This is a genomic window from Novacetimonas hansenii (assembly GCF_014843995.1).
Classification (GTDB): domain Bacteria; phylum Pseudomonadota; class Alphaproteobacteria; order Acetobacterales; family Acetobacteraceae; genus Novacetimonas; species Novacetimonas hansenii.
Genome location: NZ_CP062147.1, coordinates 778,041 through 798,606 on the forward strand (window position 1 = coordinate 778,041; position 20,566 = coordinate 798,606).

Consider the following 20,566-nt stretch of genomic DNA (forward strand, 5'->3'; position numbering starts at 1 on the left):
GATGTTTGCATTCATCCTGCGCCTGTCAGCAATTTTCATCGCCCTTCTGGTCATGGCAGAGGTGGCATGGGCCGGTGATGCCGCCCAGACTGGTGCCCCGGTTGCCGCCCCGGTTGCCGCCCCGGTTGTCGCCGGAGTGGGCGCTCCGGTGGGCACCGCGATTGGCGCCCCGGCAGACGCCCCGGCGGAGGCCGCGCCCGCCGCCACGGTCCTGACCCGCATGGAGGCGCAGGAGGCGCATCAGGGCGTCACCAATGACGCAAAATATGTCTATGCCATTTCCAACAGCACCATTGGCAAATATGACCGCGCCAGTGGCCGGCATGTTGCATCATGGTCGGGCGACCCGCAGGTGTTCATCCATATCAACAGTTGTGAAATGGTGGCAGGGCAGATGGTCTGCGCCATGTCGAACTTTCCCAACGTCCCGATGACCAGTTCGGTTGAATGGTTCAATCCCGTGACGATGCGCCATGTCCGCAGCCACAGCTTTGGCCCCGGCCATGGGTCGCTGACATGGATCGACTGGCATGACGGGTTCTGGTGGGCGTGCTTTGCCAATTACACCGCCAGCGGGGGAGAGGTCGGCCGGGGCACGGAATCGACACGCCTTGTGAAATATTCGCCGGATTTCGTGGAACGCGAATCATGGCTGTTCCCGCTGGATGTCCTGAAACGTTTTGGGGATTTCAGCGCATCGGGTGGCCGGTGGGGCCGTGACGGGATGCTGTATGTGACGGGGCATACGCGCCCTGAAATGTATGTGCTGCGCCTGCCCGATGCGGGGGGGCGGCTGGTGCATGTCCGCACGATCACCCTGCCCACGGGCGGGCAGGCCTTTGACTGGGACGCCACGCGCCCCGGCACCATCTGGACCATCAGCCGCGACAGGGCGGAACTGGTGCAAAGCCGCCTGCCCTGATGATATGGGGCCATGGCCGCCCATCCCTGGGGGATGACGCCATGGTTCCCAAAGGGCCATGACCTGTGGCCGGGGGGAGGGTATGCATCCCCCCCCCCGGATGTCGTTTACTGTTCGGTACAGGTGGCCGGGTCGGGGCCGGTGCGGTGATTGCCGTCGAGTGTGGCGAGGTCGCGCATGTCCGCATCCGACAGTTCGAAATCGAAAACCTCGATATTGGCTTTCATGCGGGCGGGATGCGCGCTTTTGGGCAGGGGAACCGCGCCCATCTGCACCACCCATCGCAACAGGACCTGTGCCGGGCTGCGGTTGTGGCGTTGCGCCACGCGTCCGACGACGGGGTTTTCCAATATGGCGCCACGGCCAAGCGGGCTCCACGCCGCGGTCAGGATGCCCAGCTTTTTGTGCAGGGCCACGGATTCGGCCTGTGCAAAATCGACATGCATTTCGATCTGGTTGACCGCCGGTGTCACGCCGGTGGCGTCGATGATGCGTGTCAGGTGTTCGGGCAAGAAGTTCGACACCCCGATGGAGCGTACGCGCCCGTCCTTTTGCAACTGTATCAGGGCCTTCCAGCTTTCGACATACTGGTCCTTCATCGGCAGGGGCCAGTGGATCAGGTAAAGGTCGATATAGTCCATCTTCAGCCGTTGCAGGCTGGTGTCGAACGCGCGCAGGGTGCTGTCGTACCCCTGGTCGCGGCCCCGCAGCTTGGTTGTGACGAAGATGTCGGGGCGACCCACGTCAAAGCTGAGCAGGCCGGTGCCGACGCCGGATTCGTTGCCATAATTGGCGGCGGTGTCAAACAGGCGGTATCCGCATGACAGGGCCTCACGCACCGCCGTTTCGGCCTGCGGGTTGTCCAGCGGGTATGTGCCGTATCCGATCGCGGGGATCTTATGCCCGTCATTAAGGGGCAGCAGGGGGATGTTGTGCATGCTCGGTTCCTTCGCCTCGCTAAGTGTCCGGCCTGCGGGGGCGACATGCTGCGCCCCGACGCGTGGAGCGACCGGAGGGATGGAGTAGCCTGTCCCCAACGTAACGCCTTGAGGGTGGATCGGTTTAATGCCCGGTTTTCAGGACAGCCCTGCGTATGCTTCATTGTGGCAAAAGGATGACTGCCATGAATGAACAGACGAACACCCCGACTCCCGATGCGGTGCAGGCGATGCACCGTTCGGTCCTGACACTCGATACCCATGTGGACATCCCATGGCCTGATCGCGGTGATTTCGCCACGGGCGCGGACTCGCGCTGTGTGGACCTGCCGAAATTGCGCGAAGGCGGCATGGGGGCCGCCTGCCTTGTCGCCTATGTGGGGCAGGGCGCGGTTGGGGATGCGGGCCATGCCGCCGCCTCGGCCAAGGCGCTGGCGATGCTCGACGTCATCGCGGGCACGGACGACGTGCCCGGCGTACGGGTGTGCGACAGCGCCGACGCCCTGATGGCGGCGCACCGCGCGGGGGACATCGCGATCATCCCCGCGGTCGAAAATGGCTATACCATCGGGCAGGATATCGGCCTGCTGGCGCGGTTTCGCGAACGTGGCGTGCGTTACATGACGCTGACGCATAACGGGCACAACGCGCTTGCCGATTCCGCGCGGCCGATGACGCACCTTGGCGATGCGGCGGAACCTCATGGCGGCCTGTCGGCGCTGGGGCGCGCGGCGGTGGCGGAAATGAACCGCCTGGGCATGCTGGTGGACGTGTCGCACACGTCGCGCAAGACGATGATGCAGGCCGTGGAACTGTCACGCGCACCGGTTTTCGCCAGCCATTCGTGCGTGCGCGCCCTGTGCGATCACCCGCGCAACCTTGATGATGGGCAGCTTGACGCCCTGCGTGCGTGCGACGGGGTGATCCATATCACCGCCATGGACGCCTTCCTGTGCCCGCGCGATGTGCGCCAGACCCATCGTGTGGGGGTTGCGGATTTTGTGGACCATATTGATTACGCCGTCAGGCGCATCGGTATCGCGCATGTCGGCATTTCGTCCGATTTTGACGGCGGCGGCGGGATCGACGGATGGGCCAGCGCGGCGCAGGCCCCCAACGTGACGGCGGAACTGATGCGCCGTGGTTATGACGCGACGCAGATCGCCGCGCTGTGGGGTGGTAATTTCGTGCGCATCCTGCGCCGTGCGGAGGAGGTGGCCGCATAACGGCCTCCCGTAACCGACCCGGTAACGTACCCCCTGCAAACGTCCATGCCGCCCGCGCGTTGATGCGCATCGGCCGCGCGCGCACCGGCTATCGCACTCTGGATTTGCAGAGGGCAAGGGGCTATACCCGCAACCGTCAAACAGGAAATCAGGACAGGTCATGACAACAGATTACAAGGTCAAGGACATCTCCCTCGCGGGGTGGGGACGCAAGGAAATCGCCATCGCGGAAGGGGAAATGCCCGGCCTGATGGCCCTGCGCGATGAATATGGCAAGTCGCAGCCGCTCAAGGGCGCGCGCATCGCGGGCTGCCTGCACATGACCATCCAGACCGCTGTCTTGATCGAGACACTGACGGCGCTGGGTGCGACGGTGCGCTGGTCTTCGTGCAACATCTTCTCCACGCAGGACCAGGCCGCGGCGGCGATCGCGGCGACCGGCGTGCCCGTGTTCGCATGGAAGGGCCTGAGCGAGGACGAATTCTGGTGGTGCATCGAACAGACCATCAAGGGGCCGGACGGCTGGACGCCGAACATGATCCTCGATGATGGCGGGGACCTGACGACCCTGATGCACGAGAAGTATCCCGAGATGCTCAATGACGTGCGTGGCATCTCCGAAGAGACCACGACCGGTGTGCATCGCCTGTGGGACATGGCCAAGAAGGGCCTGCTGAAGGTGCCGGCCATCAATGTCAATGACAGCGTGACGAAGTCGAAGTTCGACAACCTGTATGGGTGCCGTGAAAGCCTGGTGGACGCAATCCGCCGTGGCACCGACGTCATGATGGCGGGCAAGGTCGCGGTCGTCGCGGGTTACGGCGACGTGGGCAAGGGGTCGGCCGCATCCCTGCGCAATGCGGGCTGCCGCGTGCTGGTGACGGAAATCGACCCCATCTGCGCGCTGCAGGCCGCGATGGAAGGTTATGAGGTCGTGACGATGGAAGAAGGTGCGCCGCGCGGCGATATCTTCGTCACCGCCACCGGCAACGAGGACGTCATTACCATCGACCATATGCGGGCGATGAAGAACCGCGCCATCGTGTGCAACATCGGACATTTCGATTCCGAAATCCAGATCAACGCGCTGCGCAACTTCACGTGGGAAAACATCAAGCCGCAGGTGGACGAGGTCGTCTTCCCCGATGGCAAGCGCCTGATCGTCCTGTCCGAAGGCCGCCTTGTGAACCTGGGCAACGCCACGGGCCACCCGTCCTTTGTCATGTCCGCGTCGTTCACCAACCAGACGCTGGCGCAGATCGACCTGTGGACCGCACCTGCGGGCAAGTATGAAAACAAGGTCTATACCCTGCCCAAGCATCTCGATGAGAAGGTGGCGTTCCTTCACCTTGCCAAGGTGGGTGCCCACCTGTCGAAGCTGACGCCCAAGCAGGCCGAATATATCGACGTGCCCGTCGCCGGGCCGTTCAAGAATGATCTGTATCGTTACTGAGGCCGGTTTCCCTGCTATAACAAACCCGAGAGCCCCGGCAGCCCTGCCGGGGTTCATCAGGAAACAAGGAACGATTGCATGAGTATTTTTGGCACCATCCTGTCCAAGATCTTTGGCTCGTCCGAAGCAAAGGCGGCAACGCCCGCCGCTGCCGCCCCCGCCGCGGGCGCTGCGGCCCCTGCTGCCGCGACCCCGGCCGCCCCGGCTGCTGCCCCCGCCGCCCCGGTTGACGTCAACGCGGTGCTGAGTGCGATGGCCGCGAAGAACCCGGAAAAGCTGAACTGGCAGACCTCCATCGTCGATCTGCTCAAGCTGCTGGGCCTCGACAGCTCCTTTGCCGCGCGCAAGGAACTGGCGGCGGAACTGCATTATACCGGTGACACGAACGACTCGGCCGCGATGAACATCTGGCTGCAGGCGCAGGTGCTGCGCAAGCTGGCGGAAAATGGCGGCAAGGTCTCTCCTGACCTGATGAAGTAATCTTCACGCCCGGCTTTGGGGCGGAACCGGGCGGCCCGCGCTGGCCATCCCGGTTCCGCCTTTTTTACGTACCCCGCCTTATGCCGCGTGCCCTGTCCCGTATGTCCGGTCGCGCCCCCGTCGCGTGCTGTTGCGCCGTTGGGGCCATCGTGCAAGATGGGGACGCCTGCCTGCGGCCTTCCGGATACAGCGCCCATGTCCGACATGTTTTCCCCTGTCCCGAACGCCCCCCTGCACGAGGCCGCCGCCCCGTTCCCCGAGGCGTTTCCCGAGGCGGACGGCCTGGTATGGGCCATCGCGTGCCGTCCCGGTCACAAGCCGGAGAAGCTGGATGCAGGACAGGTCGCGCATGCGCTGGCCGGGGGTGCGCCCCCGCTGCCTGATGCGTGGGTATGGCTGCATTACGATATCGTCCACAGCGCCACGCGCGCCCGCGTGCAGGAGATCCCCTGCCTGCCGGAAGAGGCGCGCGAGGCGTTGGGCAATATCGACCGTGGCACCCGGCTGGAGGTGGAAGGCGACATCGTGTACGGCGCGCTGCCCGGTTTTGACGACAGCATGTCCGAAGATGACAAAAACCTGTCGGCATGGCGGTTTGCGGTGCTGCCGGGGCTGCTGATCACCACCCGCCGCCAGCCGGTGCCGGCGCTGGGGCTGGTGTACCGTTATATGCAGCGGGGCGAGCCGTTTGCCTCCCCTGCGGAGGTGGTGGACCGCACGCTGCTGGAATTCGCGGATACGGTGCGGCGTAACATCGCGCTGCTTGACGATCACCTTGACCGGGCGGAAGACCTGCTGCTGACGCTGGACCAGCATACGGATTTCGGGCGCATCAGCGGCCTGATCGGGCGGGTGCGGCGACGTTCGACCGAACTGCGTCGTGTCATGTCCCCCGTCGACCGCATGTTCCGTAGCGAGGACCTCGAACTGCCCGAATGGGCGGAAGACGACCTGCGTGACCGTTCGCAGCGCCAGATTCACGCGGCCCTTGATGACCTGCTCGCCCTTCAGGACCGTGCGCGCTCGTTGCAGGATGAACTGGCGTCGGGGCAGGCGGAAGAGACGAACCGGCGGCTGTATACTGTGTCCATCGTGACGACGCTGATGCTGCCCGCGACGTTCGTGACCGGTTTCTTTGGCATGAATACCGGTGGCATGTTCCTGGCCGAAGGGCGCGCCGGCACGGTGGAGGCAGGGTGCATCTGCTTTCTGTTCATGGTCATTACGTGGCTGCTGCTCAAATTGATGAAGCTGCTATAGGGCGCGTACCGGGGCGGCCCATCCGGGTCCGCTTGCACAGGGCGGTTTGCACAGGGCAGTTTGCAAAGGGCGCTTTGCGCAGGGCGATCTTGCACAGAGGGGGCTTGCGCAGGGGCGCTCTTGCACCGCGCCCCCGGTCATGGGGCACGCAGGGCAGGGCTGACGGCGTTGCATCGGTCCTGTGGGGTGGTGTACAAGGGGGCGCCGCCATTTCATCGCGATGGTGGACCCTTTCCGGCGTGCCGGACCATCGCAACAGGATAACAGCGGCCCATGTCATCTTCGCTTCTGGCGGAAAATCCTGCCTGGCCCCTTTCGCGGTCATGTTCGCGGGCGGGGCGGTGGCTTTCGCTGGCGCTGCTGGTGGCGCTGGCGGCCTGCGCGGGTAAACCGCACGAGGCCGCGATGTCGGATGCGCAGATGATGCAGGAAGCCGATGCCTATCGCGCCCGCGCGCGCCAGAACTATACCCCGCCCGGTCCGCCAGAAGATCCGTGGGGACCGTATATTACCGAGGCGGCGCAGCGTTTCGATGTGCCCGAACTGTGGATACGTGCGGTGATGCAGCGTGAATCCGGCGGGCAGCTTTTCCATAATGGGCAGTTCGTGACGTCGCAGCCCGGTGCAATGGGGCTGATGCAGCTCATGCCCCCCACCTATGACGAGATGCGCCGGCGTTACAACCTTGGGCCGGATGCCTATGAACCGCATGACAACATCATCGCCGGTACTTCGTACCTGCGCCAGATGTATGACATCTATGGCTCGCCGGGGTTCCTTGCGGCCTATAACAGCGGGCCGGGGCGTCTGGATGATTTCCTTGACCGCAGCCATACGCTGCCGCGTGAAACACGCGAATATGTGGCCTTTATCGGCCCGCGCATCGCCGGTGTGTCGCCGGTCAACCGTTCACAGGCCGACCTGATGATCGAGGCCAGGGCACAGGCCCGCGCGCAGGCCCGCGCGCAGGGTAGCACCCGGCATGGGCGTGGCGGGCGGCAGGTGATCGGCGCGGACCAGCCATTGCAGGTGGCCGAGGCCCCGTCGGCTGAAAGCGCGGCCGTCCGTGCGGCATGGAGCGCGCGCGCCAGAGCAGGGCAGTTGCCGATGTCGGCGGTGGGCGCGCATCCCACCATCGTCATGGATGCCGCCAACTGGGCGGTGCAGGTCGGGGCCTACGGATCGCGCGGACAGGCGTTGCAGGCATTGCAGCATGCCCGCGCCAACGCCGCGCTGCATGGCGCGCGTGAACAGGTTGATTCGGTCACGGCGGGGCGGGGACGTGTCTATCGCGCCCGCCTGCTGGGCCTGTCGCATGCCAGCGCGTTGCAGGCGTGCCAGAAACTGGGCAGTCATGCCTGTCAGGTCATGGGACCGATTTCCGGGTCATGAGGGCACGACGCATGACGCATGACGCACGATACATGACGGGATGAAGTGAATGAAATATTTCTACAGGCGTCCGCGATGGTCGTGGACAGGTATTATCGTGCCACTGGTGGGGGTTTTGTCCTTTGCCGGGATTGTCGCATGGTCCACCGCGCGCGCCGCCCTGCCCGCGGGCAGCAATGCGCCGATGTTCGTCGCCCCCGCCGCGCAGGCAGGCAAGGAGTTCAGCTTTCATCTGGCCGATGCGCTGCGTAACGGGCCGGTGGTGGTATATTTCTACCCCGCCGCCTTTACGCGTGGCTGCACCATAGAGGCACATGAATTCGCGGATGCGATGGACAGTTACCACGCACTTGGCGCCAGCGTGATCGGCGTGTCGATGGATGATCTCAAGACACTGGACCGTTTTTCCGTCAGCGAATGCCATGGCCGTTTCCCCGTCGCGTCCGATCCGTCGGGGTCGATTGCGCGGCTGTATGATTCACGCATGCCGGTGGTCCATTACGCCAGCCGCACGTCCTATGTCATCGCCCCCGATGGCAAAATCATCTTTACCTACAGCGCGCTTTCGCCTGACGAACATGTCCGTCGCACACTCGAGGCGATCAGGGCATGGCGCGCGGGACATGCCCCGGCCCCCTGAATACAGGAAATCGTTTGAAACGTCAGGACCAGCAACCGATTGAAACGGCAATGGTTTTTTGAAGTTTTTTACGGCCCCGTGTAAAGGCGCTGCTTTTTTATAAACAGGCAGCGCCCGGACATTTCGATCATTCCCGAGCAGGCTGTTTGTAAAAACTGTCCCCATATCCCACTGGGATCCTGAAAGTTCTTGGTAAAGATTTTCCAGGATGTCCTGAAAATCGTCGCATTTTCAAAATGTTAAAGTAAAATCTGGAATTTCCCCTTCCATTATCTAAGGGGATGTTTTCAAACAGTTCCAGTAGATTCATGAATAGAAGAGTGTTTGAAAACAAAGCATTGATGAAAAAGAAAAGTTTTTGGGTGCCGCCTTTTGATCGAAATAAGGCGGTGTCTTCTGAAGCTTTTTGGAAAAAGCTTCACCAAAAACTTTTATAATTTCAGTATGTTATCAAGAATGACCATTTCAAACAGCTTCTAAGAATCCTGCGGCGCTTTTTCCGTAAACGCGGCATGCCGTGATGTGCGGGCGCGGAGGGTGCGCCTGTTCACGCGCCTGCCTGTCATCTGACCGGCGGGTCATCCCGGATGGCTGTTCGGGATGCGTTGCCCAGAATGCGTTGCCCAAGATGCATTGTTCCGAATGCGCTGCCCCAAGATGCGCTGTCCTGAATGCAGGCTTTGGGATGTCCCGTTGGGGATGCGCTGTGCAGGGCGCGACGGGGCGGCTTTGCCCCGCATTGACTTGTGCGGTGCGCCCTGCGATGAAAACGGGCCTTTCATGCAAAGGAAGCCGGTGAAAATCCGGTGCGGTCGCGCCACTGTAATGCGGGCATGCATGGCATCATGTCGATGCGCGCACCCTGCCAAGCCAGATACTTTGCATGATATCCTTTCTTCCATCCATCGGGGACGCGATTTCCCCGCAGGAGTCATGAATATGCATATTCCCTTCCTTTTCCCTTTGCCGGTGCGGGCCTGATGGCCGGGCGTGTCCTGCTGCGCGGTATGCTTGCGGGGATTCTCGCGGCGTTCCTCGCCTTTGGCTTCGCGCGGATTGTCGGCGAACCCCAGGTCGATCGCGCCATCGCGTTCGAGGCCGCGCATGACGCGGCCGAAGGTGAACCGCCAGAAGAAGAACTGGTCAGCCGCAAGGTGCAGTCCTCCATCGGGTTGCTGACGGCGTCCGTCATGTATGGCGCGGCGTATGGGGGGGTATTCGCGCTGGCGTTTGCGGTGGCGTTTGGCCGTGTGGGACAGGTATCGCCACGGATGCTGGCGCTGTTGCTGGCGGCGGCGGGGTTCGTGGCGGTCGTGCTGGTGCCCGACCTGAAATATCCCGCCAACCCGCCCGCCGTGGGGAACCCCGAAACAATCGGGCAACGCACCGCGACCTATTTTGAAATGGTCGTCTTCTCGCTCTGTGCGATGATCCTGTCGGTGTTGGCAGGACGGGCGCTGCTGGCGCGTCTGGGGGCATGGTCCGCATGGCTGTGTGGCTGTGCGCTGTTTGTCGTGCTGGTGACGGTGCTGCAACTGGCGCTGCCCACGATCAACGAGGTCCCGGCAGATTTCCCCGCCGCCCTGCTGTGGCATTTCCGCGAGGCCGCCCTTGGCATGCAGGTCGTGTTGTGGGGGGCGCTGGGCCTTGTATTCGGCCTGCTGGTGGACCGTATGCCCGAACTGCACGGCCACCATGGGGTCGTGCGCGGCTGAGGCGACCGGACAGGTTGCCGGGGATGTTGCTGGCGTCGCATTTTTGGAAAATGCGACGCCTTTTTTACGAGAGTGTTTGAAAACAACTCATGGATGAAAAAGAAAAGTTTTTGGGTGCCGCCTTTTGATCGAAATAAGGCGGCGTCTTCTGAAGCTTTTTGGAAAAAGCTTCACCAAAAACTTTTATAATTTCAGTATGTTATCAAGCCTGCCTTTTCAGGCAGCCTCTATATAGGGTGTCAGGTGTACTGGGTATCAGGGCCATCCCGCCTGAGGGCTGCGGACGATCATCGTGGGGGAGGGGATCTGCCGCCCACCATGATCTGTCCGTCATGATCCGTGCGTCTGGTCTTACGGGGCCTGCATCACGCTGGTCCACAGGGCCTGCAACCTGTGGCGCATGTCGGGTGAAAGCTGCGGCAGCATGCGTGTCGCCGCGATCTGTGCCGGCTGGTCTTCCCAATGCAGGGCATTTTTGATCGCGGGGTCGAGCGGCGTGCGCATGTCCGCCGGCATCCCCCAGTAACATGAGGAGGTGGCAAGGTGCGCCTGTGCCTGCGGCGTGCGCAGGTATTTTGCAAACCGCAGCGCCATGTCCTTGCGTTGGGAGGATGAAAGCACCGCCACCGCCTGCTGCCACCGCAACGCGCCCTGCCGGGGAATGAGGTAGGTCAGGGTCGGGTGCGCCGACAGCACCGGCGTCGTCGCCTGCTGCGCAGGGACAGAAGCCGCGGCCGCGGCAGGAACAGGCGCGGCGTCTGCCTGCGCGGGGGGATGCGCGCCGGGCGGCAGGGGCGGGGCATCGGCATCATCGCCATCGCTGTTGGCGCCCTGTACGGCGGCGGGCTGTCCCTTCTGCACCGCGCCGTCATGGCCGATGCCTGCCGTGGTCCATGCGCCGCCCCCCACGACGATATCCACCTGCCCATCGGCCAGCGCCTGCTGTGTCGTGGCCATGTCGCCCACGATGGCGGCATTCGCCCTGAGGGCAACAAGCTTTGCCTGCAATGCGGGGATGTCTTCCGCGCCAAGCTGCGCGGGGTCCCTGCCCAGCGCCAGCGCGACGTAGGAGATCACAGGCAGGTAGGAATCATAGATCGCGATGCGGCCCTGATACTCTGGCTTCCAGATTTCGTTGATATCGGACAATGCCTGTGCCGATACCTTCGCCTGATCGAAGGCAAGGGCGAAATACCCGAATTTTTCCGGCACGGCATACAGGTGCCCGTCGAACGATCCCGCCTGTGGGTCGGCCACGGCGGCGGGAATGCCGGTGGTGGGGAAATCCGCCGCATCCAGTGGCATCAGCATGCCGTTGCGCGCCATGGGCATCAACTCTGCCTCGTCCGTGGCGACAAGGTCCCAGTCACCGGGCTGCGCCTGCTGGATGACCGACATCACGGATTCGACCGCGACGGTGTCGATGTCGCGGAAATGCACCTGCACGGCGTTTGCCTGTTCAAACGGGCGCAGCAGTTCCGGGTCCTCGTGGTCGCAGCTTGTCAGGATGTTAAGCACATCATCGCGCGCCCGGGCCGTGTGGCAGGCAAGGGGCGTGGTGGCAAGCAGAACAGCCGTGGCGGCGGATAACAGGCCGTAACCGGACCATCCGGACATCAGGGGCACTCCTTGGGCTGGTTGGGGGCGCAGGGCACGCAGGGTAAAGGGCACACATGGCAAGAGGGGAGCACGAGAGGCCCCGCGGCATGGCAGGGCGTGCCAAAGAGGGTGTGGGGCCGCGATGCGTGATCGCGTAACCGTGTCATTCATACCTGATAATGCCAGCCTGATAATGCGGGATCTGGAGGATGTGACAAAAAAATATTTTACGGAACCATCGCTGCCTGCCCTTCTCGTTGCGCCCTGCTCTTATCGTTACGCAAAGTATCATCCCCGTCCCATGGCCCCCGGTCGGGGGTGGGCGTACTTGACGCGCCGGGAGGTGGGGGCTACGTCCGACGAAGGGCCGGACGATACAAGGCCGGCGCGCACCCGCACTGCGGTGCAGGCCGCGCGGGTCGGTCCTGCCACAGTGATCGCGACGCCAGTCGGCGCGGTCTGTCCCACCGATCTATGGATAGGGCATGATTGCCGATTTCATTAAGCGCCGCATCCTGCGACGTCGCGATACCTCCACCACACCCACGCCCCAGCCGCACCCCACGCGGGAGCGTCGTGCCCTTGCGCCCGTGACGTCGCGCGATGTCGCGGATATCGCGGCGCTGCGCATCCATCCGCAGGGGCCATGGCGTGAACGCGCACGCACCGCGCGCGGGATCGGTCGCCTTGCCGCCATTACGGTGTGGGTGCCGCTGTCGGTCGGGTTCGAGGCGGTGTTGCTGCTGGTGCCCGGCACGGCGAAAATCCGCTGGACGCGCTTTGTCTGGGGGGGGCTGTGCTTCCTGCTGTCCATGAATATCCGCGTCATCGGGCGCAGGGCCGGGTCCGTGGGCGGCGCGCGTGCCCGTGCGCGCGGCGAACGGCCTGTGATCTATGTCTCCAACCATTCATCGTGGCTTGACGTGCCGGTGCTTGGCACCGTGCTGCCCTCGAACTTCGTGGCCAAGGGCGATATCGAGAAATGGCCCATTATGGGCCTCGTCTCGCGCATTGGACGGACCATCTTCGTCAGTCGCCAGCGCAGCACGACCGGCCGCGAACGTGATGAAATGATGGATCGCCTGATTGGTGGCGACAACCTTGTACTGTTCCCCGAGGGAACGTCGTCGGACGGGTCGCGCGTGCTGCCGTTCATGTCGGCCTTCTTTGCGATTGCAAAGCTGCCCCGCATTCCGCGCGGGCGTGAAAACACGCCGGAGGCCGAGGCCATGCGCCAGCACCCGCCGGGGATGACGCCACTGATCCAGCCGGTTTCCGTGGTGTATGACCGGCTGGAGGGGGTGCCCGTCAACCGTGCCCGTCGCCCGGTCTTTGCATGGTATGGGGATATGGAACTTGGCCCCCATGTGTGGCAGCTGGTGAAATGGCGGTCCATGCGGGCGACTGTCATGCTGCACCCGGCGCTCGACCCCGATGATTTCCCCAGCCGCAAGGCCCTGGCGCAGGCGGCCTGGCGCGCCGTATCACAGGGTGCGGCCGAATTGCGGCAGAACGCGGAACAGGACCCCGCGGCGTGCGAATATGCCTGCCGCCCGCTTGGCGGCCTGCTGCCACAGGATCTTCATACCCCCTGAATGTGCGGCATGCATGCCGCGCAGTGTAAAATAATACCGCGTAAATATTGTAAACATCGTAAACATTGAGGCATATCATGTGTCGTCATTCGCGCAGCGGATATCGTGGGGCATGATGTGGGTCCGTTCATGCATGGCGCATGGCGGGAAATATCGGTCTGAAAACGCAGCCGTCTGGCTGTGCGGGCATGGGGCCATCCCTTCGGGCCGTGCGAGATGATGTGAAACCTGAAACGTGTGGGGCCGCCCGCACGGGCGAGCTGGAGAGCGTGGTGAGTCAGCCCAAGATTAACGCCGAGATTCTGTTGCCTGCCATGGAACAGGCGATTGACCCCATCGTCATCATTGATGAGCACAATAGCGTCATTTTCTTCAACCCTGCGGCGGAACGTATGTGGGGTCTGGCGCGCGCCGACGTGATTGGCCGTAATGTAAGCTGCCTTGTCCCGCTCGATTATCGCAAGGACCATGACAGCTTCATCACCCATAACCGCAAGACCGGGCTGAACAAGATCGTCGGCACCTCGCGCGAGGTGGAGTTCACGCGCGCCGATGGTGAATATGTGTGCGGCGAGCTTTCGATCTCCAAGGTGCAGCTTCCCGGTACGGACAAGACCTATTACATCGCGGTGATGAAGGACGCGACGGAGGAAAGCCAGCGGCGCAAGATCCTCATCCTCCAGAATGACGTGCTTCAGGCGCTTGCCGCGGACCTGCTGATCCAGGACGTGGCGGACCTGCTGTGCCGCCGGGTGGACAGTTTCGTCCCCAATTCGGTCGCGTGCCTGATCCTTGTTGATTCCGACAACCGCCTGCAGATCCTTTCGGCCCCCGGCCTGCCCAAGCGCTATTTCAACGCGCTGGAGGGGCTGAAGCTCGAACCCGCCGACCTTGCCCGCCTCCAGCGCGAACCGTCCTACAGCAATCATATCCTGTGGCATAATTACCAGTCGATCGCGATGTCGCTGGGGCTGGAACATTGCCGTTCCGCGCCGATCCGCACGCATAACAACCAGGTGTCGGGCCTGTTTGCGCTGTATTCGCGCGACCCCAACGCCCCGCAGAGCTGGCCCGAACGGATCGTTGACGCCTGCATCCCGTTCTGTGCCCTTGCGGTGGAACAGAACGCGACGCGCCAGCATATCTCCCAACTGTCGAACTTTGATTCCCTGACCGGCCTGCTCAACCGTTCGTCGCTGCACAAGATCATCGACGCGCTGATCATGCGCGAAGGCGACAGCCGGTTCTACCTGTTCATGGTGGATATCGACCGTTTCCGCGACATCAACGATGCGCTGGGCCATGTCTATGCGGACCAGTTCCTTGTCGAAATCGGACAGCGCATCCGCGATCTGGTGCAAGATGATTATATCATCAGCCGTTCGGGCGGGGACGAATATATCGTCATCGTGCCCGACTGCACGCAGGCCAAGGCCGTCAAGTTTGCCGAACTGCTGATTTCCACCATCGCCAAGCCGATGCAGGTGGGTGAAAACACACTCAGCATCTCGTGCAGTGTCGGTATCAGCAGCTTCCCCGACAATGGCCCCGACAGCGAATCCCTGCTTAGCAACGCGGATTCCGCCATGCGCCAGGCCAAGGCGGACGGGCGTGGCGTCTACCGCTTTGCCGGACAGGAAAAGAACCAGGTGGCGCAGGACCGGCTGGTCCTTGGCTCCGCGCTGCGGGACTCGCTGGCCAAGGGGATGCTCAACCTGCATTACCAGCCACAGGTCGAAGCCGCGAGCGGCGGCCTGTATGGGGTGGAGGCCCTGTCGCGGTGGCATCATCCCCACCTTGGCAATATCTTCCCCTCGCGCTTTATCGCGGTGGCGGAGGAAACGGGACAGATCGAGGCCATTGGCCGGTGGTCCCTGCATGAAGCCTGCCGGCAGATGCGCCATTGGGACGATGCGGATGTGCATGTCCCCACCGTTGCGGTGAACCTGTCGGCGGTGCATTTCCGCAACCGCGCTTTGCCGGAATATATCTCCAACCTGTTGCGGCAGTTCAACCTGAAGCCTGATCGCCTGACGGTGGAAATCACCGAAAGCGTGATGATGGACAGCAGCAGCGACACGATCGACGTGCTGCACGCCATCCGCGACATGGGCTGTGGCCTGTCGATGGATGATTTCGGCACGGGCTATTCCTCGCTGTCGCGCCTGACGCGCCTGCCGCTGAGCGAGATCAAGATCGACCGCAGCTTCATCAATGATTTCGAGCATGATACCAACGCACAGGCCGTGACCATGGCGGTGATCGGCATCGGGTCGCGCCTTGGCATGACCGTCGTGACCGAAGGGGTGGAGACCGAGCAGCAGCGCCTTTTGCTTGAGGAGCTGAAGTGCGACGTGATGCAGGGCTACCTGTTCGCCAAGCCGCTTCCCGCCCATGAGCTGGAGAAATGGTATCGCGCAGGTAAGGCGCGGGGCACCTTTGTCCCGCCGATCGCCGACCGTCCCGGCGCGCTGGAAATGCAGAAGGCGGCAAAGGAAGCCGCCGCAATCAAGGGTAAGGCCGCCCCCACCGTGGCGTCCGCCACCGCCGGGGACAAGGCCGCGAAATGATGATACCGGTCGTCGTACTGTCGTGGCAGGCGGCGATCGTGCATTTTTTGAATGAAGATTGTTGTTTGAATTTTTTGATCCCCCGTTTTCAGGTCTGAGGGAAACATGTCATTGCAACACGATGATCGGCTGCGCGCCCTTACTCACCAGGATGCGGATTTCTGGGCCGATCTGGTTGATGATGTCCTGATTGTCGCCATTACAGATCGTGATGGCGTGATTACCTATGTCAACGACAAGTTCTGCAAGGTCAGCAAATATTCTGCGAAGGAATTGCTGGGATCGACCCATCGCCTGCTGAATTCAGGGTATCATGACGCGGCGTTTTTCCAGGAGATGTACCGCACCATCCAGGCGGGGCAGCCGTGGCGGGGCAATATCTGTAACCGTGCGAAGGACGGCACGATCTATTGGGTTGCGACCACCATCATCCCCAAATGCAGCCCCACGGGCGAGGTGGAGGGCTATGTCGCCAGCCGCTTTGAGATCACCGAACTGATGAAGACGAAAGAGCGGCTGTCCGAACTGGCGGAGACCGATACGCTGACGGCGCTGCTTAATCGTGGGGGGTTTAACACCGCGCTGTCCGCGGCTCTGGGCCTGTCAAGCAAGGAGCCGCCGCAATCGCGCGCGCTGGTGATGTTCGACCTTGACGGGTTCAAGCAGATCAATGACATCCATGGCCACCATGCGGGGGATATCGTCCTGCGTGTCGTGGCCTCGCGCCTGGTGGAACTGACGGACCCCGATGACCCGATCAGCCGCCTGGGCGGGGATGAATTCGCCATCGTGCTGAACAAGACGCTGCGCAGTGTTCCGCTGGAAAAATACATGGACCGGCTGCAGGCGGCGCTGGAACGGCCGATCGACATCGAAACCGTCACCGTCAGCATTTCCGGCAGTATTGGCGCCGTCTTCCTCGATGCGCGCGAAAGCGTGGAGGACATGCAGAAAAATGCCGACATGGCGCTGTATGCGGCCAAGCGGGCGGGGGGCAAGCAGGCGCAGATGTTCACATCCGCCCTGCGTCACCGCGCGCAGGTGCGCACCCAGATCCTGATCGAGGCGCGCAGCGGTGTGAAGAACGGGCAGTTCGAGGTTTATTACCAGCCGATCCTGAACTGCCACACCTGTCAGTTGGACCAGATCGAGGCGCTGTTGCGCTGGCACCATCCCGAACGCGGCCTGCTGGCGGCGGAGGATTTTGCCGATGTTTTCACCGACTCCACCCTGACGCAGGCGATGGGGCCGTCGATGATCGCCTCCTTCCAGCGCGATGTGGAGATGTGGAACCGCACGGGCCAGCCCCCGCGCCAGCTTGCGATCAACATGTCGCGCATGGACCTGGGCCGTGCGGAATATCGCATGGAACTGGAACAGTCGCTGCGTGATTTTGGCCTCTCGCCCGCCAATTTCGTGCTGGAGGTGACGGAGCCGATGTTGCAGGGCCGCCGGGCAGAGCAGAGCATGCACAATATCCGCGAACTCGGGGCCGCGGGCTTTCAGATCGCGATGGATAATTTCGGCAAGGGCGAGACGATGTTGCGCCACCTGCGCGACCTGCCGTTCAACCAGCTCAAGATCGATCAGTCGCTTGTTACGGGCATCGTGGACAATGCCGGCGATCGCGAGGTCCTCGCCAGCCTGATCGGGCTGGGGCAGGTCTATGGGCTGGAAGTGACGGTCGAGGGTGTGGAGACGCGCGCCCAGTTCGAGATCGTGCATATGATGAAGCCCGACCGGGTGCAGGGGTTCTTCATTTCCCCCGCCCTGTCGTCGCAGGCGCTGCTGAAGCTGCCGTCGCGTTTTGAAATCGCGGCCTAGGCACCATGACGCAGGGTGATGTTCCCGTGGGGGCGATGCGGTTGACCGATGCCGTTGTGCGCGTGGATGTGGCGGGATGGGCCAATACGCGACGCATCATGCATGTTCGCCATGACGGGGATGATGCGGTGCTGCCTGCCTTTGTCCCCACGGCGGGATGGGTGCGCCTGCTGGAACGGTATTGCACCGGTGCGGGGCCGGTGGATGGGCCGGATGGCCGCCTGTCGCCCACACGGGTGATGTTGGGTCTGGACCGTGCGATCGCGCGCCTGATGGAAGCAGCGGCAGGCGATGACGTACGTGCGGGCCGTGCGCTGGGGGCGGGGTATATCGTGCATTCCGACCTGTTCGACCCGGCGGGCGGGGCGGTGCATCTGCGGCTGGTTGTTGACCGTGATACCGCAGTGGCCTGCGTGATCGTGGGCCTGCCGGATGATCTGGCGCCGCTGGACCTGCCGCCGCTGGTGGAGTGAAGGGTACAGGCCGGGCACCTTAGGTCAGGAAGGTTTCTGGTGTTGCGAGTATCTGAATGGTGACGTTTTACGAAGCATTTGGGAAAAACCGTTGCCAGAAACTTTTCGGGACGGTTTGAAACCAAACCATTGATAGAAAATAAGAAAAGTTTTTGGGGGCGCCTTGTTTCAAATAAAGCTGCGTCTTCTGAGGGACTGTTTGAAAAGTCAGACTCGATAACATCCTGAAATTATAAAGGTTTTTGGTGAAGCTTTTTCCAAAAAGCTTCAGAAGACGCCGCCTTTTTCGATCGAAAAAGGCACCCAAAAACTTTTCTTGTTTTCAAACCGCCTCCTGAAAACCCTCCCCTTCACGACCGCGCGGATACGCTTCCCGGTGCGGTGGGCCGCACCAATGGCCCCGGCAGGTGTGTCAGGTGCGCGCAGGCATGTGCGACAGCCACGCACAACGTCATGGCCAGAGCCATGGGAAACCACATGTCATGGCCGACGCGGGTGAATTCGATCCCCAGGGCCAGTGCCGTCATGGGCATGGCCATGAATGTGCCAAGGAAGGCCATTCCGCCGATCAGGGCGGCAGCGTCCACCGGCACGGCGGGGGCGGCAAGGTTCCATCCCGCGACCAGTACGGTGGACAGCAATGCGCCCATGGTCAGGCTTGGCGTCAGCAGGCCGCCCGCCGCGCCCGCGCGCAACGCCCCCATGACGACAAGGATTTTCAGCCCGAGCAGTTCGAGCCCCAGCATCATGCCCACATGTCCCGCCAGGGCAAGTTGCGTCGGCCCGCGCCCATTGCCCGGCAGTTGTGGAAACAGGCAGGACAGCAGGCCGATACCCGTAAAGACCGCAACGCACCAGGCAATGCGCGCCGCCCCGGATGCCGCCCGGTTCTGCACCAGTGTGCAAAGGCTCTTGATCGCATGGGCGCATATGCCGATGACCGGTGCCGCACAGATGGCCCATAGCAGGATGGCGGGCGTCAGGGGCATGGGGCCGATATCATATTGCTGCACATCGCCCAGTACGGTCCACGGCATCATGGCGGCAATGCCGCACGCACCCAGTGCGGCCATCGCCGCGCGGGTGGAAAATGCCTTGAGCAATACTTCGAGGATGAAAAGCGTCCCCGCCAGCGGCACGTTATAGACCGCCGCAAGCCCCGCGCCCGCGCCACAGGCGATGATGATGCGTGCATCCTCCGGCGTCAGGCCAAGTATCCGCCCCCCGCGTGCCGCCAGCAGCGCGCCGAGTTCACGTGGCGCGACCTCCCGCCCCAGGGGGGAGCCAAGGGCGACGGTCACGATCTGTAGTAAAACATGGATAAGGGTGGACAATGCGGGCATGGTCCTGCCTGGGACATCGCCCCGCCCCACGGCGGCCGTTACGCTGACCAATGGCCGTCCGCCGCGTTGCAGCCCCCACCAGCCAAGGCCCGCGACCATCCCGCATGCAAACAGTGCCGCAACCCGTCGCCAGTGTGGCGCGGCGCTGATGCCCTGCAGGAAATTCTGTGGCCCCCCTGCCTGCCCATAGCCATAGGCCAGATGCTGGATCGTGTGCAGCACCAGCGCCAGCGCCGTCCCGCCCAGCCCCGACATGATGCCGGTTGCGATGACCGCAAGGACCATGCGCGCGCCGGGCGTGGGCGTGGGCGTGGGCGTGGGCGTGGGTATGGGCGGGGCGGAAGGTGTGGCGGGGTGGGACGCGGCGGATGCGCCGGACGGGGAAGGGGGCAGGGTCATGGCGGCCCAATTCTATGCAGGATGTCCGCGCGGGATGCAAAAGACGATATGAAAAAACCCTGTCCCGCAGGGGCCGGGTGGCATGTTCCCACTATGGCCGTCCACAGTGGCCGTCCTCTGTGGCCGTCCTTTGTGGCAATCATGTTCCGGGGCGTGATTGAAAAGACACGTGTGGTCTTGCAGAATCGCAATGATTACTTGCATGGATCGGCCTTGTCAGGAATATGGCAGTACAGGGCGTTCGTGCTGGTCCGTGGGCGGGATGCGGGCTGTCGCAGTGACCGATTATTTCGTTCAGGGAATGTGATTGGGGCGTTGCGACGTGCCGCCGTACAGGCCCGGCCGTGCCACGGGCGTTGTCGCGTACGCAGGTTGGGGAAGGAAATAGACATGAAATTCGTCATTGCGGTCATCAAGCCGTTCAAGCTTGATGAGGTCAGGGAGGCGCTTTCCTCGATCGGCGTTGATGCCCTGACCGCGACCGAGGTCAAGGGATATGGCCGCCAGAAGGGCCAGACCGAGATCTATCGCGGGGCGGAATACAACATCCAGTTCCTGCCCAAGATCAAGCTGGAGATCGCCGTACCCGATGACATGGCCGACCGCGTGATGGAGGTGATTCAGGCGGCCGCCAATACCGGCAAGATTGGCGATGGGAAGATTTTTGTCCTCGATCTGGAAAATGCCATGCGGATCAGGACCCAGGAAACGGGAGAAAACGCGCTGTGAACAAGATG

The 20,566-nt window shown here is 62.6% G+C and carries 16 protein-coding genes and 1 riboswitch; of the genes, 13 read left to right on the plus strand and 3 right to left on the minus strand.

Annotated elements, in window-relative coordinates; all coding sequences use genetic code 11:
- Position 1 precedes the first annotated feature (1 nt).
- Entirely contained in the window at positions 2-922 is a 921-nt protein-coding gene (locus IFJ82_RS03320) for a hypothetical protein (RefSeq protein ID WP_192265613.1), read from the plus strand.
- A 107-nt stretch (positions 923-1,029) separates the two neighbouring features.
- On the opposite strand, the gene IFJ82_RS03325 is transcribed toward IFJ82_RS03320, so the two are convergent.
- On the minus strand, positions 1,030-1,860 hold the full coding sequence (locus IFJ82_RS03325) for an aldo/keto reductase (protein WP_003621871.1): 831 nt from the start codon (positions 1,858-1,860) through the stop codon (positions 1,030-1,032).
- A gap of 185 nt (positions 1,861-2,045) precedes the next feature.
- Here IFJ82_RS03325 and IFJ82_RS03330 point away from each other — a divergent pair, with 185 nt between their 5' ends.
- The 7 genes from IFJ82_RS03330 to IFJ82_RS03360 all read left to right on the plus strand — a co-directional run bounded on the left by IFJ82_RS03330 (position 2,046) and on the right by IFJ82_RS03360 (position 10,026).
- Positions 2,046-3,086: a dipeptidase gene (locus tag IFJ82_RS03330; protein ID WP_003621873.1), complete on the plus strand. Its 1,041-nt coding sequence runs from the start codon at positions 2,046-2,048 to the stop codon at positions 3,084-3,086.
- 160 nt (positions 3,087-3,246) lie between these two features.
- Positions 3,247-4,539: an adenosylhomocysteinase gene (ahcY, locus tag IFJ82_RS03335; RefSeq protein ID WP_062809465.1), complete on the plus strand. Its 1,293-nt coding sequence runs from the start codon at positions 3,247-3,249 to the stop codon at positions 4,537-4,539.
- A 78-nt stretch (positions 4,540-4,617) separates the two neighbouring features.
- Entirely contained in the window at positions 4,618-5,019 is a 402-nt protein-coding gene (locus IFJ82_RS03340; RefSeq protein WP_062809464.1) for a DUF3597 domain-containing protein, read from the plus strand.
- A 195-nt stretch (positions 5,020-5,214) separates the two neighbouring features.
- A complete protein-coding gene (locus tag IFJ82_RS03345; RefSeq protein WP_003621879.1) occupies positions 5,215-6,279 on the plus strand; it encodes a CorA family divalent cation transporter in 1,065 nt (354 codons plus the stop codon).
- A gap of 273 nt (positions 6,280-6,552) precedes the next feature.
- Positions 6,553-7,671, plus strand: coding sequence for a lytic transglycosylase domain-containing protein (locus tag IFJ82_RS03350; RefSeq protein WP_003621882.1), 1,119 nt, complete (start codon positions 6,553-6,555; stop codon positions 7,669-7,671).
- A gap of 49 nt (positions 7,672-7,720) precedes the next feature.
- A complete protein-coding gene (locus IFJ82_RS03355) occupies positions 7,721-8,311 on the plus strand; it encodes a peroxiredoxin (RefSeq protein WP_003621884.1) in 591 nt (196 codons plus the stop codon).
- Positions 8,312-9,069: 758 nt separating this feature from the next.
- A riboswitch (adenosylcobalamin (AdoCbl) riboswitch) is annotated at positions 9,070-9,246 on the plus strand.
- 45 nt (positions 9,247-9,291) lie between these two features.
- Positions 9,292-10,026, plus strand: a complete 735-nt coding sequence (locus IFJ82_RS03360) for a CbtA family protein (protein ID WP_003621890.1) — start codon at positions 9,292-9,294, stop codon at positions 10,024-10,026.
- A gap of 351 nt (positions 10,027-10,377) precedes the next feature.
- Here IFJ82_RS03360 and IFJ82_RS03365 read toward each other — a convergent pair whose 3' ends face one another.
- Positions 10,378-11,643, minus strand: coding sequence for an ABC transporter substrate-binding protein (locus IFJ82_RS03365; protein WP_192265615.1), 1,266 nt, complete (start codon positions 11,641-11,643; stop codon positions 10,378-10,380).
- Positions 11,644-12,110: 467 nt separating this feature from the next.
- On the opposite strand from IFJ82_RS03365, the gene IFJ82_RS03370 reads away from it, so the two are divergent.
- The 4 genes from IFJ82_RS03370 (at position 12,111) to IFJ82_RS03385 (ending at position 18,087) form a co-directional block, all read left to right on the plus strand.
- Positions 12,111-13,220 carry a lysophospholipid acyltransferase family protein gene (locus IFJ82_RS03370; protein WP_062809461.1) on the plus strand — a complete coding sequence of 370 codons (1,110 nt, stop codon included), beginning with the start codon at positions 12,111-12,113 and terminating at the stop codon, positions 13,218-13,220.
- Positions 13,221-13,492: 272 nt separating this feature from the next.
- The gene (locus IFJ82_RS03375; RefSeq protein WP_371861402.1) at positions 13,493-15,790 is read left to right on the plus strand and encodes an EAL domain-containing protein; all 2,298 of its coding nucleotides are present in this window, start codon (positions 13,493-13,495) and stop codon (positions 15,788-15,790) included.
- Between the two features lie 105 nt (positions 15,791-15,895).
- On the plus strand, positions 15,896-17,614 hold the full coding sequence (locus IFJ82_RS03380; protein ID WP_075632725.1) for a putative bifunctional diguanylate cyclase/phosphodiesterase: 1,719 nt from the start codon (positions 15,896-15,898) through the stop codon (positions 17,612-17,614).
- A 5-nt stretch (positions 17,615-17,619) separates the two neighbouring features.
- Positions 17,620-18,087 (plus strand): hypothetical protein, encoded by a 468-nt coding sequence (locus IFJ82_RS03385; RefSeq protein ID WP_040511072.1) that lies wholly within the window; start codon positions 17,620-17,622, stop codon positions 18,085-18,087.
- Positions 18,088-18,437: 350 nt separating this feature from the next.
- Here the strand turns inward: IFJ82_RS03385 and IFJ82_RS03390 are convergent, their stop codons facing one another.
- Entirely contained in the window at positions 18,438-19,829 is a 1,392-nt protein-coding gene (locus IFJ82_RS03390) for a chloride channel protein (protein WP_225578761.1), read from the minus strand.
- Positions 19,830-20,219: 390 nt separating this feature from the next.
- On the opposite strand from IFJ82_RS03390, the gene IFJ82_RS03395 reads away from it, so the two are divergent.
- Positions 20,220-20,558 (plus strand): P-II family nitrogen regulator, encoded by a 339-nt coding sequence (locus IFJ82_RS03395; protein WP_003621910.1) that lies wholly within the window; start codon positions 20,220-20,222, stop codon positions 20,556-20,558.
- The last annotated feature ends 8 nt before the right edge of the window (positions 20,559-20,566 follow it).

Excerpts from the sequence above, each read along its gene's own strand:
- IFJ82_RS03355 (WP_003621884.1), top strand. The coding sequence starts at position 7,721 with ATGAAATATTTCTACAGGCGTCCGCGATGGTCGTGGACAGGTATTATC.
- IFJ82_RS03365 (WP_192265615.1), bottom strand. The coding sequence starts at position 11,643 with ATGTCCGGATGGTCCGGTTACGGCCTGTTATCCGCCGCCACGGCTGTT.
- IFJ82_RS03390 (WP_225578761.1), bottom strand. The coding sequence starts at position 19,829 with ATGACCCTGCCCCCTTCCCCGTCCGGCGCATCCGCCGCGTCCCACCCC.
- IFJ82_RS03380 (WP_075632725.1), top strand. The coding sequence starts at position 15,896 with ATGTCATTGCAACACGATGATCGGCTGCGCGCCCTTACTCACCAGGAT.
- IFJ82_RS03350 (WP_003621882.1), top strand. The coding sequence starts at position 6,553 with ATGTCATCTTCGCTTCTGGCGGAAAATCCTGCCTGGCCCCTTTCGCGG.
- ahcY (WP_062809465.1), top strand. The coding sequence starts at position 3,247 with ATGACAACAGATTACAAGGTCAAGGACATCTCCCTCGCGGGGTGGGGA.
- IFJ82_RS03325 (WP_003621871.1), bottom strand. The coding sequence starts at position 1,860 with ATGCACAACATCCCCCTGCTGCCCCTTAATGACGGGCATAAGATCCCC.
- IFJ82_RS03395 (WP_003621910.1), top strand. The coding sequence starts at position 20,220 with ATGAAATTCGTCATTGCGGTCATCAAGCCGTTCAAGCTTGATGAGGTC.
- IFJ82_RS03370 (WP_062809461.1), top strand. The coding sequence starts at position 12,111 with ATGATTGCCGATTTCATTAAGCGCCGCATCCTGCGACGTCGCGATACC.
- IFJ82_RS03385 (WP_040511072.1), top strand. The coding sequence starts at position 17,620 with ATGACGCAGGGTGATGTTCCCGTGGGGGCGATGCGGTTGACCGATGCC.
- IFJ82_RS03320 (WP_192265613.1), top strand. The coding sequence starts at position 2 with ATGTTTGCATTCATCCTGCGCCTGTCAGCAATTTTCATCGCCCTTCTG.
- IFJ82_RS03345 (WP_003621879.1), top strand. The coding sequence starts at position 5,215 with ATGTCCGACATGTTTTCCCCTGTCCCGAACGCCCCCCTGCACGAGGCC.
- IFJ82_RS03340 (WP_062809464.1), top strand. The coding sequence starts at position 4,618 with ATGAGTATTTTTGGCACCATCCTGTCCAAGATCTTTGGCTCGTCCGAA.
- IFJ82_RS03360 (WP_003621890.1), top strand. The coding sequence starts at position 9,292 with ATGGCCGGGCGTGTCCTGCTGCGCGGTATGCTTGCGGGGATTCTCGCG.
- IFJ82_RS03330 (WP_003621873.1), top strand. The coding sequence starts at position 2,046 with ATGAATGAACAGACGAACACCCCGACTCCCGATGCGGTGCAGGCGATG.